This is a genomic window from Candidatus Methylomirabilota bacterium, assembly GCA_003104975.1.
Classification (GTDB): Bacteria; Methylomirabilota; Methylomirabilia; order Methylomirabilales; family Methylomirabilaceae; genus Methylomirabilis.
Genome location: PQAM01000010.1, coordinates 133,730 through 146,921 on the forward strand (window position 1 = coordinate 133,730; position 13,192 = coordinate 146,921).

Here is a 13,192-nt window from a genome sequence, read left to right on the forward strand (position 1 = left end):
TCACTATAGCACACGCACACGATCCTTGACCCTCCCAGCCTCTACCACAACACAGACTTGGATTGGGAAATGGAAAAGTTTGTGCTAATCTTCCTCGAAGATCAGTTGTGTCAGGGTCAGGATGGGATCAGAATCCGAACGGTGCAGTCCATCATTCGCCACCGGCTGGAAGACTGCGAGGCGTCCAACCGACCGGTCAAGGTGCAGGAGCCGCATTTCACGGTATTCCCGGAATTCATGGGCGCGTCGTATCTGCGTCGGTATGAACTCTTCTGTCGGAAGCTCGTGCTTGAGCGACACTACACCACGGCGGCCTTCATTGCCTCAACAGCTGACGGGGGGATCCTGGGACATTTCTCGACGCCGGCGGAAGACCTTTCTCTTGAACGTTTTGCCAGGGTTCTCGCGGCCCATCTGGGCGGGCTTGGATGGCTACATGGAAAAGACTGTTCACAGACTGCTCAATGCCGATTCGCGCGACCTGTCCTTTCTCAGTGACGCTTCGGTTCACCTTGTCGTGACTTCGCCCCCGTACTGGAATCTCAAGCGGTACAATGAGAACCCTGACCAACTCGGCCATATCCAGGACTATGAAGGATTCCTCTTTGAGTTGGAGAAGGTCTGGCGACACGTCTACCGAATACTTGTTCCCGGTGGTCGTATGGTGTGCGTTGTCGGGGATGTGTGCGTCGCAAGGCGGGATTTCGGACGCCACCTGGTTTTCCCGTTGCACGCCGACATCTGCGTCATGTGCCGGCGTATCGGATTCGATAACCTCAACCCGATCATCTGGCACAAGATTGCTAATGCATCCTACGAGGTCGAGAACGGGTCGAAGTTCCTTAGTTCCGTTAGACGGCTCGACAACCCCGCAAGGGTGGGGAGGATGAGGAGATGTATTGCCATCAATGTGGTGCAACAGCTTACGGCGCCTACTGCTCTCACTGCGGGACGAAGCTAATCATTGCTGATAACGATCCTGAACCACTCTCGCAAGATTGGGCTGACGAAATTCGATATGAGGTTCTTCTGCGCCAACCTGAGGTGCGAGATTTAATTGCGCGTCACGCCTCACAATCCCAGAAGCGTATGTCTGCGGAGGATTTTCTTGAACTGTGCGACAAGGCGTTTGTTCCCATTGCGGGTGTGTCTTTAGCCAAGATCGGAGCGATTGTGCAACCTATTCTATGCCGCTCTTGGCATCAAAACAGGTAAGACGCGCAAGGAACTTGTTGGCGGGCCCTCCGGTAAGGTACTCGTCGCAACAATTTGCTCGCTTGCCCGTCATGGACAGCCGCTCAATAAAGTTCAGCAAGGTCAAGACGGTTGTTTGCTCAAGGCGGATCTCCCTTCGGATATATGGAGCTTCGCGGGCGATCTTGTGATTACCATTGAACGACAGGGGCGGGGCACGTCTGTTGAAGCTGCCACGGTTATTAAGGGTCAGTTATATGACTGGGGCAAAAGTAACCGGATTCTCAGCGAGCTGCTCGACGACATAAAAGGCTTGCCCGTGTAGGTGTTCTTTTTGGCCTGGCCGCCTACAGACAGTGTCCAGCCGACTTCGCATCACAAAATGGGAGACGTCCAACGTGTGTGCCACGTATGACATAAAGGAGCGAGGTGAGAGTCCTCGCGCCAAGTGATCGCTGAGCTGACCTGCCTGCTGGCAGGCAGGAGGCGAGCAGAGGGGTACGAGCGTCACCGTGAGGGAGGATGCCGAAGGAGAAGTCCAATTCAAAGATGCGAGGGGACCTGTCTCCGTGCGACCTACAGACGGGCGTTCGCGCTGTGCACAATCGGTTTAGCTGCCCCGATATCAGCAGGACCGGGATTCGCTGGATCGTAATCCTGCTTGGGATGGCGTCGCTTAACCTGCCGGCGATCGCCAGTAGCGCGGCACAGACCGATACCGGTTCTACGCTCACCACCAAAGAAGCCAACAAGTTAGTCCAGTATCACAACAAGGTTCGCGTGGAGGTGGGTGTTGGACCTGTCAAATGGTCGCCGATAGTGGCCACATTTGCGCAGCAGTGGGCAAATGAAGTGGCTAGGACCGGAGAGGTGAGACATCGGCCACGAGAGGGTAAGTGGAAGCAGAAATACGGTGAGAATATCGCGTGGGGATTCGGCGGCGCTCATGATGTACTGTCTGGTGCCGAACGCTGGTACGCCGCAATCAAGTTCTACACTCCCGGAACTCCGATTCCGGACTCGTTCGGGAACTTCAAGGCAGGGCATTACACCCAAATGGTTTGGAAGGACACGACCGAAATCGGAGCCGGCAAGGCGATCATCCAGACGGGCGAGAGGAAAGGCTGGTTGGTCATCGTCTGCAACTACAACCCGCCTGGGAATCTCATTGACAAGAAACCATGCTGACGCCGCCGGAATCGCGCCATCATTATGGCAGGAGCAAAATGGGCGTCAGGGTCTGATGAAGCGTCGCTGCAAAGCCGCTGCTCGGGCCGCTGAACCGGAGCGATGACGCGAGCGCTTCGCGCCGTGCCATCGCGGCTGCGGCTTGCCATCCGCTTTCTGTACGGTGCCCTCGTACTGGTCATCAAGCGGCCGCGGTGGCCGGTTGTCCACGCGGGTACTCTCGCGCATCTGCCTGTCGCTGATCCGCAGCCGCGTTAGACATGCGGACATCGGAGAGGTAGAATGAACCGGATAGTCCTGCAGTGCGGAAGGAGACACGCATGTGGACTGAATGTCGAGTGTCTAACCTAACCACAACCGTGCCGCCGGTTCCGCTACAAAGCTGAGGGAAGAGACCAGACCCTTTCCGCAAGCACCACGGCATCTGGGCAACCGGGTGTGGTGAAGCGAAACATTCCTCTCTAAGTAAGAAGGAGGTGCAAGCCGAGTAGGCTGTACCGCGAAGGGAATCCGTTGGCGCCGACCTCGTAGCCCCCGCAAGGGGAGTCAAGGAGGGCCGAGCATGTCAGCGATCGCGAAGGACATGGAAGGTGCGAGGACTCTGGAAGTGCGGGACGAAAGCGCATGACGGGTGTTCTGGGACGGCTGAGGCTGACCCGGCATCCGGAAAAGATCCAGGTGGTGGACCTGGTGGGTAGGCGGCGTTGAGTGGAAGGTTGTGCCCGGCAACGAGATAGAGCGTAAGGTGTTGTTTGGCACGTGCTCTTCTGGAGGGCCATGATGAGGATACATCCAGAATGGCCTTTACGACTGGGTTGCGGCTTTGCAAACCTCTACGCGGGCTTCTTCCTGCTGACTGATCCTGCAGTCTTCCACAAGTACGTGCCCAGCTGGCTGAGCCACGTTGCCAACGCGATCGCTTCAGTTGATATCTACCTGCGACTGCAGGGACTTGGAGAGATCATGATCGCAATCTGCCTCTTTGGATGGTTTTTCCCACGCTGGTGTGTACGTGCGGCATCATCGCTGCTTGCTCTCGAAATGACACTCATTTTCATCTTTGTCGGGGTCGATGCTGTGACGTTTCGCAACGCAGGCCTTCTGGGGTCTGCGCTCTCGTTACTTATCCTTTCGTACCGAGAAAAAGAGGGATAGAGGTGGCTCAATTCTGATGGAGAGTGGGTTCTGGCCCAACAACGCGCCTTCCGACCCCCTGCTTCCCGAAGATTTCCTCACTTCGCTCGGCGCCGCTGAGCGCGAGCGTTAACACCCGTCAATTTAGCATTGTTACGGTATTGCCGTATTACTTCTTTACCGTATAATGGTCCATTAGCCAGGTAAGAACGAAGCGAGTCTGAAAATCGCATCCGAAAACATGGCGAGGAGAGGAAGGCCCTGTAATGTCGCCGGACGGGTGCTTGCGGACAAATCGGGCTCGAGCCGTCTGGAGAAACGAAAGGAGCCGAGAGTATGGTCGGGAAGGTCTCTCGCGAGAAGCTGCGCAGAGTCTGGGAGGAGCACGTCCGGGTTGGCCCGCTGAATCCGAAAAACCGCGACATAAGCCAAAGGAGCAATTCATGATGGCACACCCTAATGGGCTGTCCCCGTGGTGGCGGTACGCGCTCGCTATCGTCTTGCTGGTCGGGTTGACGGTCTTGATCTGGCTGGCGGTACGCACCTATCAGTACGCGCCGCCGATTCCAGAGAGGGTCGTTGGACCGGGCGGCGCGGTCATCTTGACAGCCGATGACATCCGCGCCGGACAGGAAGTGTTCTTGAAGTACGGCCTGATGGAGAACGGCTCCGTCTGGGGACATGGGGCGTACCTGGGACCGGATTTTTCGGCGGCGTATCTGCACGCATTGGCGGTACAGGCGGGACCGGCGTTGAAACAGAATCGCTATGATCCGCAGACTGGCGCCTTAACGTTTACGGAGACCGAGGTAGCCGTATTCGAGAAGCAGGTAGCCCAGTGGACGGACTACTTCGCAGAGCCGGCGGGGAATGTTGGGTTGCCGGCCAAATACATCGTTGACCCCACGGAGTTGCGGCAGCTTACGGCCTTTTTCGCATGGACGGCCTGGGCGTCGGTTGCGAATCGACCTGGCAAGCCCTACTCCTATACGAACAACTTTCCGTACGAACCGCTGGCCGGGAATACACTGACGGCTGACGCAATTCTGTGGAGCGCGCTGAGTCTGATTGCGCTGTTGGCGGGGATCGCGGGGGTGCTGGTCGCATTCGGCAAGTTCGATTTCCTGGGCTGGAAGGGGGGGAGCGGACATGTGCACCCGATGATGCTGCCCGGTATGGCGTCGGAGAGCCAGCGAGCAACAATCAAGCTGTTTGTCATTGTCGCGTTGCTCTTTCTGGCGCAGGTGATTGTCGGCGCCGCCACCGCGCATTACCGGGCGGAGCCCGGCAAGTTCTACGGGATCGATCTGGCACAGATCGCGCCGAGCCACATCATGCGGACATGGCACCTGCAGTTCGCGATCTTCTGGATCGCAACCGCCTACGTGGCAGGCGGGCTGTTCCTGGCTGCGACGCTGGGCAACAGCGAGCCGCGCGGGCAGGTCCTGGGCATCAATCTGTTGGGGGCCGCTCTGCTGGTGGTTGTGGTCGGCAGTTCCCTGGGCGAGTGGCTGGGGGTGCAGCAGGTGTTCGGCTCGCTGTGGTTCTGGCTGGGGCATCAGGGCTGGGAGTATCTGGACCTGGGGCGGCTGTGGCAGATCCTGTTGGTCGTCGGGCTGCTGCTGTGGCTGATGCTGCTGGTACGCGCTACGGCGTCGGCGCGGCAGAACCCGAAACAGCGTCAGATCGCCTCGCTGTTTCTGTATGCCGCCCTCGCGATCCCCCTCTTTTACCTGCCGGCGATGTTCTTCGACAGCACCACCCACCTATCGGTTGTGGATAACTGGCGGTTCTGGATCGTCCACCTCTGGGTCGAAGGATTTCTGGAACTGTTCGTGACGGTCATGGTGGCGCTGATCTTTCTGGAGTTGGGCGTGATGTCGCAGACGAACGTGGCACGGGTCGTCTATCTTGACGCCATCCTCTATCTGGGTAGCGGCATCATCGGCACCGGACACCATTGGTACTGGACCGGCCAGACGACCATCACGATGGCCCTGTCGGCTGTTTTCTCGGCCATGGAGGTGGTCCCGCTGACCCTGTTGACGTTGGATGCGTGGGACTTCATCAAGCTCACCCGAAGTCAGTGCGGGGTGTGCGAGTTGCCGGTGTCGTTTCCGCACAAGTGGACCTTTTATTTCCTGATGGCGGTCGGCTTCTGGAATTTCGTCGGCGCGGGCGTGTTCGGTTTCCTCATCAACCTGCCGGTCGTCAGTTTCTATGAGGTCGGGACGATCCTGACATCAAACCACGGGCATACGGCGATGATGGGCGTATTCGGGATGCTCGCGCTCGCGCTGATGGTGATTGCCTTCCGGCAGGTGCTGGATGAACCGCAGTGGCAGCGGATAGAGAAACTTGTGCGCGTGTCATTCTGGGGACTGAATGTCGGTCTGGCGATGATGGTCATTCTGAGCCTCTTTCCCGGAGGCATCCTGCAACTGTGGGATGTATTGACCAACGGTTATTGGCATGCGCGCGGTCCTGAGTTTATGAACCGGCCGTTCGTGCGCCTGCTGGAATGGCTGCGCCTTCCCGGGGATGCCGTGTTTATCGTGTTCGGCGCTGCGCCGATGGCGTGGGCGGCGGTTCTGACCTGGAGGTCCGTCCTCGTCGGCAGAAGGCGTCACTCACGGAATAATATCGATTCGCTGTCGTCGTGGTCTTCGTCGTGACAGGCAGAAAACCGGTCGATCGATCCTATTCATTGTCGGTCACAACAATGCTGCGAGCGCTTGACAAGTTCTGAAAAAGACAGCACAATTACCCGGATCCCCGACACTGTTGACTGACGAGATACCGACCAACTACCGAATGGCAACGACTTGAACAAGGAGTAGACATTGATGCTGAGACACCTCACCGCGGGCGCCGTCGCCGGCGTTCTTGTGCTGGGGCCATTTCAAGCGGCCTTAGCGGCGAATATCATCGATTTGCTTTTTGAGATCAATACTAAAGATGACGACAAAGATAAAGGCGAACCGATTAATTTTCAAATCCTGAAAGACGACAAGATCGTGGTCTATGATTCCGGCTGGCACTTCGGCAACTGGGTCTTAAAGCCGGACGCCTACAACTACAGGAGGGCGCCTTGGGCCGGTTCCAGAATCATCGTTCCCATTACAACCGACGACTGCTCCAGACTGAAATTGCGCGTCGAAAAAATGGGCGATAATCCCTGGAAGGCCTCCTTTCAGGTTCGGGCTAACGAGAAACAACTTACGCTGCTAAGCGAGACGCCCACCGTTGAGTTCGGCAAGGGCCATCCGATCCTCCCTGAAAAGCCGGCCGATGGCCGGAAAAATGCGCCGGTCACGCACTGGGATGGCGGAAACGTTCATATCTTCCAATTCAACTGTCTGCCGGAGGAGAAAAAGTAGGCTCGGAGCGCATCAGATGAGGCGGCTTCTGAGGTGGGCGCTGAGGGCATCGACGGCGGTGACGATCAGGTAGATGGCAAGAATCAGGGTCAGCAGCCGGTGCTCCAGGAAGAGGCTGATGGCGATCTGGATCTGCTGGCCCAGGCCCCCGGCCCCCACGTAGCCGAGGATGACCGCCTCCCGGATGTTGACCTCCCAGCGGTACAGGGTATACGCGACACATTCCGGCAAGACCTGGGGCAGGATACCGTAGAACAGAATCTGCAGACGGCCGGCGCCGGTCGCCTGTAATGCCTCGATCGGCTGGACCTCGACGTTTTCCATTACCTCGCCAAACAGCCGTCCCAGGACGCCTCCGGTGTGAATCCCGAGCGCAAGCATCCCCGGGAACGGGCCGAGGCCGACCGCAAAGACAAGAATCAACGCCCAGACCAGGTGGGGAACAGTCCGCAGGAGATTGAGCACGGCCTTGGCGCAAAGATACAGAGCGGTCCGGAGCCCGCGCATCCATGGACGGCTCTGGCCCATTTCAAACAAGAGCCCGGTGAACATCAGATTACGGCTGGAAAGAACGACCAGGGAGCAGGCGATCAGGACCGCCAGGATCGTCCCCAGAAACGACATGGCAAAGGTCTCGAGCGCCCAATAACCGGTATTCCACAGGAACCGGGCAGACAGATCCGGCGGGAAGAGCTTGCTGACATAGGCGAGGATCTGAATGACACTCTCACCGCCTAAGAGGCTGCGCAGCGAGAACTCCGTTCCTATATAGCTCCAGGCGATGAGGATAAGGAGCCCGACAAGGATCATGAGGCTCCGGGCGAAGGGGTGATCGCGCCTGTGAGTCCCTGCCGGTATCGCCGCCAGGGAAGAACGCTCCATCCTTTCAGACATTCGATCGACCCAGAATCGCACTGCGGATTTTCGCGCTCAAGGTATCCACACCGGCCACCATGACGAACAGGATCGCGACCAGGGTCAGGACCTGGTTGAAATTGAACATTCGCATCGAGATCTCGAGTTGCTGGCCGATCCCCCCTGCGCCCACAAAGCCGAGAATCGTTGATGCGCGAATGGCGCATTCCCACCGATAGAGGGTATAGGAGACCAGATTCGGCAGTGCCTGCGGCAACAGGCCGTACAGGAGAATGGCGGACCGCGAGGCGCCGGTCGCCTGCAGCGCCTCCAGAGGTCCTGGATTGGCATGCTCCAGGATCTCCGAGTAGACCTTCCCGAGCATCCCCGCATACGAAATCCCAATGGCCAGGACACCCGGGAACGGTCCCAGGCCGACGGCTCGGACAAACATGAAGGCCCACACGAATTCAGGGATGGTCCGGAACAGACTGAGGGTCGCCCTGGCCAGCAGATAACCACCTTTACGGATAAGGACGATACGGCGACGGCCGTCCTCCCCCTTGCGCGCGTTGAGAATACCGGTGAAGGTCAGCGACCGAGTCGCCGCAAGGCCGAGAGGCAATCCGATGACGACGGCCATGAAGGTGCCCATCACGGAAAGCTGGATCGTTTCGATGATCGGGCGACCCAGGAGGCTCAGGAAGTCCCAGGACAGGTCGGGCGGGAACATGCCGGCAACGAATGTCCGGATATGTCGACGTCCCTCGGGCTCAAACAGCAGCAAGGGCTTGACCTGCGCGAGCCTGTAGCTTCCCAGAAACGTCAGAATGAACAGGACGGACCAGACAATCTGAAGAGTGGAAAAGCGTCTAGCCGGTAAGATAAGGCTGGCAGGAACGGGCGAACGATTGCTCTGCACGGCCAAGGATCTCCTCTTCGGCGGCCTCCGCCTGAACTCCGACGTAGAGGGCTGCCAGGTGTTCATCCGTTACCGCCGCAGCCGGCAGATCGAACAGGATCGTTCCGTCCCTCAGTCCGATCACGCGGGGGAAGTAGGCCAGGGCCAGATCGACACTGTGAAGATTCATGAGTAACGTCTTACGGCAGGTCCGGCTCAGATCGATCAGCAACTTGACGATGCCGGTTGCCAATGCCGGATCGACGGAAGAGACCGGCTCATCGGCCAGGATGACCTCGGGATCTTGGACCAGCAGGCGGGCAATAGCAACCCGCTGCTGTTGGCCGCCGGAGAGAGTGTCGGTCCGCTCGTACAGCTTGCCGGCGATACCGACCTGACTGAGTGCGTTCGAGGCCAGTTCGATCTCCGTAGGTCGGATCAACGATTGTATGGCTCGCCACATCGGCCAGGACCCGAGTTTGCCGGACAGTACGTTATGAACGACCTGCAGGCGCGGAACCAGGTTGTGTTGCTGATAGATCGTGCCGATCCGGCGTCGGACCTCGCGGAGGTGCCCTCCGGACAGGTGCCTGCTGTCCAATCCGTCGAACAGGATGGTGCCGGAGGTCGGGGGGATTGTCAGGTTCAACATACGAAACAGCGTCGTCTTGCCGGCCCCGCTTGGACCGATCAGGGCTACTCGATCGCCCCGTTGGATCTCCAAGCTGAGTTCGCGCACAGCGACCGTTCGACCATCGAAGACCTTACAAATGCGATCAAGGAGGTACATGGGGCGATCGCCCTACTGGAGCAGTCCGGCGGCAATTGCGGCTTCCTCGGCCGCCTTAAACTGCCCGACCTGTACGCGGACATATTTTTTTGTACGTTGAAGATCCATAAGCGCCCGATCGGTCGAATTCGTGTAGTCCAGCTTCATAACCGGGTAACCCGACAAAACACCCTTCCGATGGCTGCCTCTACAGTCGGTTGCAAAACGATCTACTCCTTTTACGGACAGTAGAGGCTTCGTTACTATAAGTCAAATAGGAAAATCCGATATACTCAACTCAACGCATCGGTCTATCGGCCGGCGATTGCGGTATCGTTCGTCTCGCACTGATAAGCCGATATTGAACGCCCTGATCCGGCGATCGAAAGGAAGATCGGGTTGAGGAACAAATAAGACGACCTTTCCGATGCGGACAGGAGAGGCCGATCGGAAAGGTCGTGAGGACTGACCTGCCGGGGGGGGTGGCAGGGTCAGTATCGGACGGTCACTTCAGCGATTTCTTAAGATCATCCCATAGGGCGCCGGTGGCTGTGCCTACCGCACCGCCCACGATGGCGCCGGTGGTCGGACTGCCGGCCATGGCCCCAATCGCCGCACCGCCGGCTGCACCGATGGCGCCTCCACTTAAGGCGCGCTGCTGTCGTGGCGACATCCCGGCACATCCCGTGGTAAGGGCGACCACCACCAGCCCCAGCGCGATCGGTTTGGATATTGCCCTGCTCATCCGTATGGTCTCCTTTTGTCGACGCATCGAGATGTCGTTGACCTTTTTCTTCTGACTCTCCGTGGAGCATATATTCAAAAACTCATTAATCTTGAGCGGTTTTGGCAGTAGCCTGGTGACACCCGCCTGTGCCACGATCTCAGGGTCCAGGCTATAGCAGTCGCCGGTGATCAGGATGATAGGGGTGATCGTATCGGACCGCCGTATAAACGCCGCCATTTCAAGACCGGTCATCCCGGGCATTCGATAGTCTACTAAGATGAGGTCGAAAGGACCATTGTGCAGCGCATCCAAGCCGGCCAAACCGTCATGCGCACTCCAGACGTAGTAGCCTGTTGTTTTAAGCAGATCGGTAAGGAGGTCCCTGAAGACCGGATCGTCATCAACGACGAGAACCTTTCCTCCAGTATTGGGTAACGGCTGCGTACTCATTGTGCTTTCTCCTTCTCTCTGAAGGAGTCGTTGAGCAAGCGGCATGCCACAAATCTCATCTCGATTCGGATAGCCCGTGAACACAATCAATACGGTAAGTTACACGTATGTCTCGTACATTCGCTGATTTCTATCGATTCCGGCGGCATGTCAGAACTGGAAGATCGATGAGTAATTTTTTCTTGATGGGTAGGAGAACGGAGGTTAAATGGCCCAATTTTACATGGTATCGCCTCGGGAACGAGGGAATCGATTGGGCCCGTGCGAGAGGGTAATTGTTACTTGTCAGCGAACTACGCTGGAAAGTTCGTCGGACAACACGTGAGCCTTCTGGGCCAAATTTTTCGCTTGCTGGAAGTCCTTGTTCGTGACCGCTTCTTTTGCCTGTGCGAGAAAGCTTTTAATGGTTTGATAAGTCTCCGATTGATCAACCTTCAGCTTCTGTTGATCGATCGAGAGGAGTGTCCGCTCGACGCCCTGGATCATGGTATGAACCTCGTCGGTCAGCCGTGTCTCACGATCAGCGTCCACCTGAGGGGACAGTCGCGGTGTGGGTGCCTCGGGACGTACGGAGGCTGGGGGCGGCGCCGGATGTGCGGCAGGGGTAGAGGGCGGCGCCGGACGTGCGGCAGGGGTAGAGGGCGGCGCCGGACGTACGGAGGCTGGGGGTGGAGGAATCGATTTGAAGTACCCCTCAATCTCGGCGCAGCCGGCCGTGACAACAAGGCCCAGCAACAGAACGATGACACGTGGCGCAATCACGAGACTATCCTGTCTCCTCCGCTAGGCCGGTGTAAAAGAGACCGTCATGGTCGTCCCTTGTCCTACCTTCGAGTCGACCTCGATCCTTCCCCCATGCATCTGGACGATCCGATACACCAACGACAGTCCAATTCCATTCCCCTCCGACTTTGTAGTGTAGTAGAGTCGAAAGATTTTGTCGAGGTCTTCGACAGGGATACCTATCCCCTGATCGCTGACATGTGCGCGGATGATCCCCTCGGCGGTCCGATCTGTTGCAAGCGTCACCGTTCCGCCATCGGGCATCGCCTGACACGCATTCAGGATCAAGTTGAGGAAGACCTGCTGAAGCAACTCCGAATCACCATTGATGGGGGGGAGTCCGTCGTAAAGCCGAAAGGCGAAGGTGATCCGATTTGCTGCGCCTTGCGCATCAACCGTTTGCGTAATCTCTCGGAGGAGCCCGTTGAGGTCCATCGGCTTCAGTTGAAGCGTCTGTGGACGGACAAAACGGAGAAAGCCTTGCACGACACGATCCAGGCGATGGACCTGTCCTCCAAGCAGTTCCAGGCCCTTGCTGACCTCCTCAGACGGATCGTTGAGCTTCTGCTTCAACAACTCCAAATGGATGATCATCGCATTCAACGGGTTCTTGACTTCGTGTGCAACACCCGACGTGAGCTTTCCCAGTTCCGCAAGTTTCTGGGAGTAGTCAACAAGCGATTGAATCTGCCGAAGCGGTTCGGTATTCGTGAGGATCACCATACCTCCCACCACATCGCCATGATCCAGCACAGGGTAGGCGGAGGCCAAGACATCCAGCGGGGTATCGCGGTCGCCCGGCACCTGAAGGGAGAGGTGTTTGACCGGTGACCGTCGTCGGAAGACTTCCTCCACTGCTGCAGCTAGGGGATGGGTGCCGCCAAGGATGGTATGCAACGGTTGACCGGCGGCGTGCATAAGAGGACAGGCCAAGAGGGCCTCGGCGACCGGATTGGCGAAAATGACCGCCTGCTCCCGGTTCAGCAGAATGATGGCGTCTTCCAGGCAGTGCATGATCCCCTCAAGTCTGGTCTTTTCGCTCATGAGCGAGGATCGATCCTGCTGGATTTGGCGTCCCAGGAGGTTGAGCTTTGCCGCAATCTGTCCCACCTCGTCGTCCCGATGGGATGCAAAGGTTGTGTCAAACTCGCCGCGTGCCATCCGATCAACGTCTTGGGCGATTTGACGCAAGGGGACTACGACGAGGTTTGAGAGGGTGAAGGCGACAACCCAAGCAAGCGGGAACGCAAGCACCGCCAGCAGGACACTCCGCCGAACCGCAGCGGAGAGCTCGCGCCAGATGAGGCTCCCGGCCAGCCCGAGCCGGATCGCTCCGAAAGGCCGGTCGTTTAGGCTGAGCGGGAAGGTTGTCTCGAATACCTGGTGCTGGTGGGCCAGCACCCCGAGTTGCCGCAGCGGGTTCATCTCCAGCAGTTGCTCGATCTGTTGCCGAGGGATCGCAGGTTGCCCTTCGCGGGAGCGCTCGCTGTGCACCAGAATCGTACCGGAGCGATCGGTGATCATCGCATAGACGAGGTGCGGCGAATAGCCGATGCTGGCATCGAGAAGCGCGCGGAGTTCCCGGTCGCGTTGCAGCGTCGCCTCGGGACGGGCTCGACGCGCCCTGGCGACGGCCCGAGTGGCGCCGGAGAAGATCTGCTGCGCCTGGAACGTCCCTTTCTCCGCGGCGTCCTTCAGTACCAGGCGGGTCGTCGTAGAAAGGTGGACAATCGAAGCGACCGAGACGATCAAAAAAACCAGCAGACTGATGCCGAGGATTTCCTTGCCTCGGATGCCGAGCGTCATCTCCC

General features: G+C 58.1%; 13 protein-coding genes and 3 pseudogenes. 8 read left to right on the forward strand and 8 right to left on the reverse strand.

The annotated features are described in order from the left end of the window. Positions 1 to 69 precede the first annotated feature (69 nt). The 7 genes and pseudogenes from C3F12_07485 (at position 70) to C3F12_07515 (ending at position 6,896) form a co-directional block, all read left to right on the forward strand. Positions 70 to 498 (forward strand): hypothetical protein, encoded by a 429-nt coding sequence (locus tag C3F12_07485; protein PWB45910.1) that lies wholly within the window; start codon positions 70 to 72, stop codon positions 496 to 498. After that, positions 437 to 844: pseudogene (locus tag C3F12_07490) on the forward strand (methyltransferase). Before C3F12_07485 ends, C3F12_07490 begins: the two are co-directional and overlap by 62 nt. A 327-nt stretch (positions 845 to 1,171) precedes the next feature. Beyond that, the gene (locus C3F12_07495; GenBank protein ID PWB45911.1) at positions 1,172 to 1,519 is read left to right on the forward strand and encodes a hypothetical protein; all 348 of its coding nucleotides are present in this window, start codon (positions 1,172 to 1,174) and stop codon (positions 1,517 to 1,519) included. A 197-nt stretch (positions 1,520 to 1,716) separates the two neighbouring features. Then, a complete protein-coding gene (locus C3F12_07500; protein ID PWB45912.1) occupies positions 1,717 to 2,382 on the forward strand; it encodes a serine protease in 666 nt (221 codons plus the stop codon). 777 nt (positions 2,383 to 3,159) lie between these two features. Continuing rightward, entirely contained in the window at positions 3,160 to 3,537 is a 378-nt protein-coding gene (locus C3F12_07505) for a hypothetical protein (GenBank protein PWB45913.1), read from the forward strand. Positions 3,538 to 3,959: 422 nt separating this feature from the next. Further along, on the forward strand, positions 3,960 to 6,191 hold the full coding sequence (locus tag C3F12_07510; GenBank protein PWB45914.1) for a nitric-oxide reductase large subunit: 2,232 nt from the start codon (positions 3,960 to 3,962) through the stop codon (positions 6,189 to 6,191). Positions 6,192 to 6,362: 171 nt separating this feature from the next. Next, complete coding sequence (locus tag C3F12_07515) at positions 6,363 to 6,896, forward strand: hypothetical protein (protein ID PWB45915.1); 534 nt, start codon at positions 6,363 to 6,365, stop codon at positions 6,894 to 6,896. A 12-nt stretch (positions 6,897 to 6,908) separates the two neighbouring features. On the opposite strand, the gene phnE is transcribed toward C3F12_07515, so the two are convergent. The 7 genes and pseudogenes from phnE to C3F12_07550 form a co-directional block, all read right to left on the reverse strand. Then, positions 6,909 to 7,790, reverse strand: coding sequence for a phosphonate ABC transporter, permease protein PhnE (phnE, locus tag C3F12_07520; GenBank protein ID PWB45916.1), 882 nt, complete (start codon positions 7,788 to 7,790; stop codon positions 6,909 to 6,911). Continuing rightward, the gene (locus tag C3F12_07525; protein ID PWB45917.1) at positions 7,783 to 8,673 is read right to left on the reverse strand and encodes an ABC transporter permease; all 891 of its coding nucleotides are present in this window, start codon (positions 8,671 to 8,673) and stop codon (positions 7,783 to 7,785) included. Before C3F12_07525 ends, phnE begins: the two co-directional genes overlap by 8 nt. Then, positions 8,624 to 9,442, reverse strand: coding sequence for an ABC transporter ATP-binding protein (locus C3F12_07530; protein ID PWB45918.1), 819 nt, complete (start codon positions 9,440 to 9,442; stop codon positions 8,624 to 8,626). Before C3F12_07530 ends, C3F12_07525 begins: the two co-directional genes overlap by 50 nt. Positions 9,443 to 9,454: 12 nt before the next feature. Beyond that, positions 9,455 to 9,586 (reverse strand): annotated as a pseudogene (locus C3F12_07535) (putative selenate ABC transporter substrate-binding protein). Positions 9,587 to 9,926: 340 nt separating this feature from the next. After that, complete coding sequence (locus C3F12_07540) at positions 9,927 to 10,166, reverse strand: hypothetical protein (protein ID PWB46393.1); 240 nt, start codon at positions 10,164 to 10,166, stop codon at positions 9,927 to 9,929. 81 nt (positions 10,167 to 10,247) lie between these two features. Further along, positions 10,248 to 10,598 (reverse strand): annotated as a pseudogene (locus tag C3F12_07545) (response regulator). 285 nt (positions 10,599 to 10,883) lie between these two features. Further along, positions 10,884 to 11,084: a hypothetical protein gene (locus C3F12_07550; protein PWB45919.1), complete on the reverse strand. Its 201-nt coding sequence runs from the start codon at positions 11,082 to 11,084 to the stop codon at positions 10,884 to 10,886. Positions 11,085 to 11,148: 64 nt separating this feature from the next. On the opposite strand from C3F12_07550, the gene C3F12_07555 reads away from it, so the two are divergent. Further along, positions 11,149 to 11,385, forward strand: a complete 237-nt coding sequence (locus tag C3F12_07555; protein PWB45920.1) for a hypothetical protein — start codon at positions 11,149 to 11,151, stop codon at positions 11,383 to 11,385. Here C3F12_07555 and C3F12_07560 read toward each other — a convergent pair. Then, complete coding sequence (locus C3F12_07560) at positions 11,382 to 13,187, reverse strand: PAS domain-containing sensor histidine kinase (protein PWB45921.1); 1,806 nt, start codon at positions 13,185 to 13,187, stop codon at positions 11,382 to 11,384. The two genes, C3F12_07555 and C3F12_07560, sit on opposite strands and share 4 nt — an antisense overlap. Positions 13,188 to 13,192 lie beyond the last annotated feature (5 nt).

Coding starts and splice junctions, on each gene's coding strand:
- C3F12_07505 (PWB45913.1), top strand. CDS start 3,160: ATGATGAGGATACATCCAGAATGGCCTTTACGACTGGGTTGCGGCTTT.
- C3F12_07530 (PWB45918.1), bottom strand. CDS start 9,442: ATGTACCTCCTTGATCGCATTTGTAAGGTCTTCGATGGTCGAACGGTC.
- C3F12_07510 (PWB45914.1), top strand. CDS start 3,960: ATGATGGCACACCCTAATGGGCTGTCCCCGTGGTGGCGGTACGCGCTC.
- C3F12_07500 (PWB45912.1), top strand. CDS start 1,717: ATGCCGAAGGAGAAGTCCAATTCAAAGATGCGAGGGGACCTGTCTCCG.
- C3F12_07515 (PWB45915.1), top strand. CDS start 6,363: ATGCTGAGACACCTCACCGCGGGCGCCGTCGCCGGCGTTCTTGTGCTG.
- C3F12_07540 (PWB46393.1), bottom strand. CDS start 10,166: ATGAGCAGGGCAATATCCAAACCGATCGCGCTGGGGCTGGTGGTGGTC.
- C3F12_07560 (PWB45921.1), bottom strand. CDS start 13,187: ATGACGCTCGGCATCCGAGGCAAGGAAATCCTCGGCATCAGTCTGCTG.
- C3F12_07550 (PWB45919.1), bottom strand. CDS start 11,084: ATGATCCAGGGCGTCGAGCGGACACTCCTCTCGATCGATCAACAGAAG.
- phnE (PWB45916.1), bottom strand. CDS start 7,790: ATGTCTGAAAGGATGGAGCGTTCTTCCCTGGCGGCGATACCGGCAGGG.
- C3F12_07485 (PWB45910.1), top strand. CDS start 70: ATGGAAAAGTTTGTGCTAATCTTCCTCGAAGATCAGTTGTGTCAGGGT.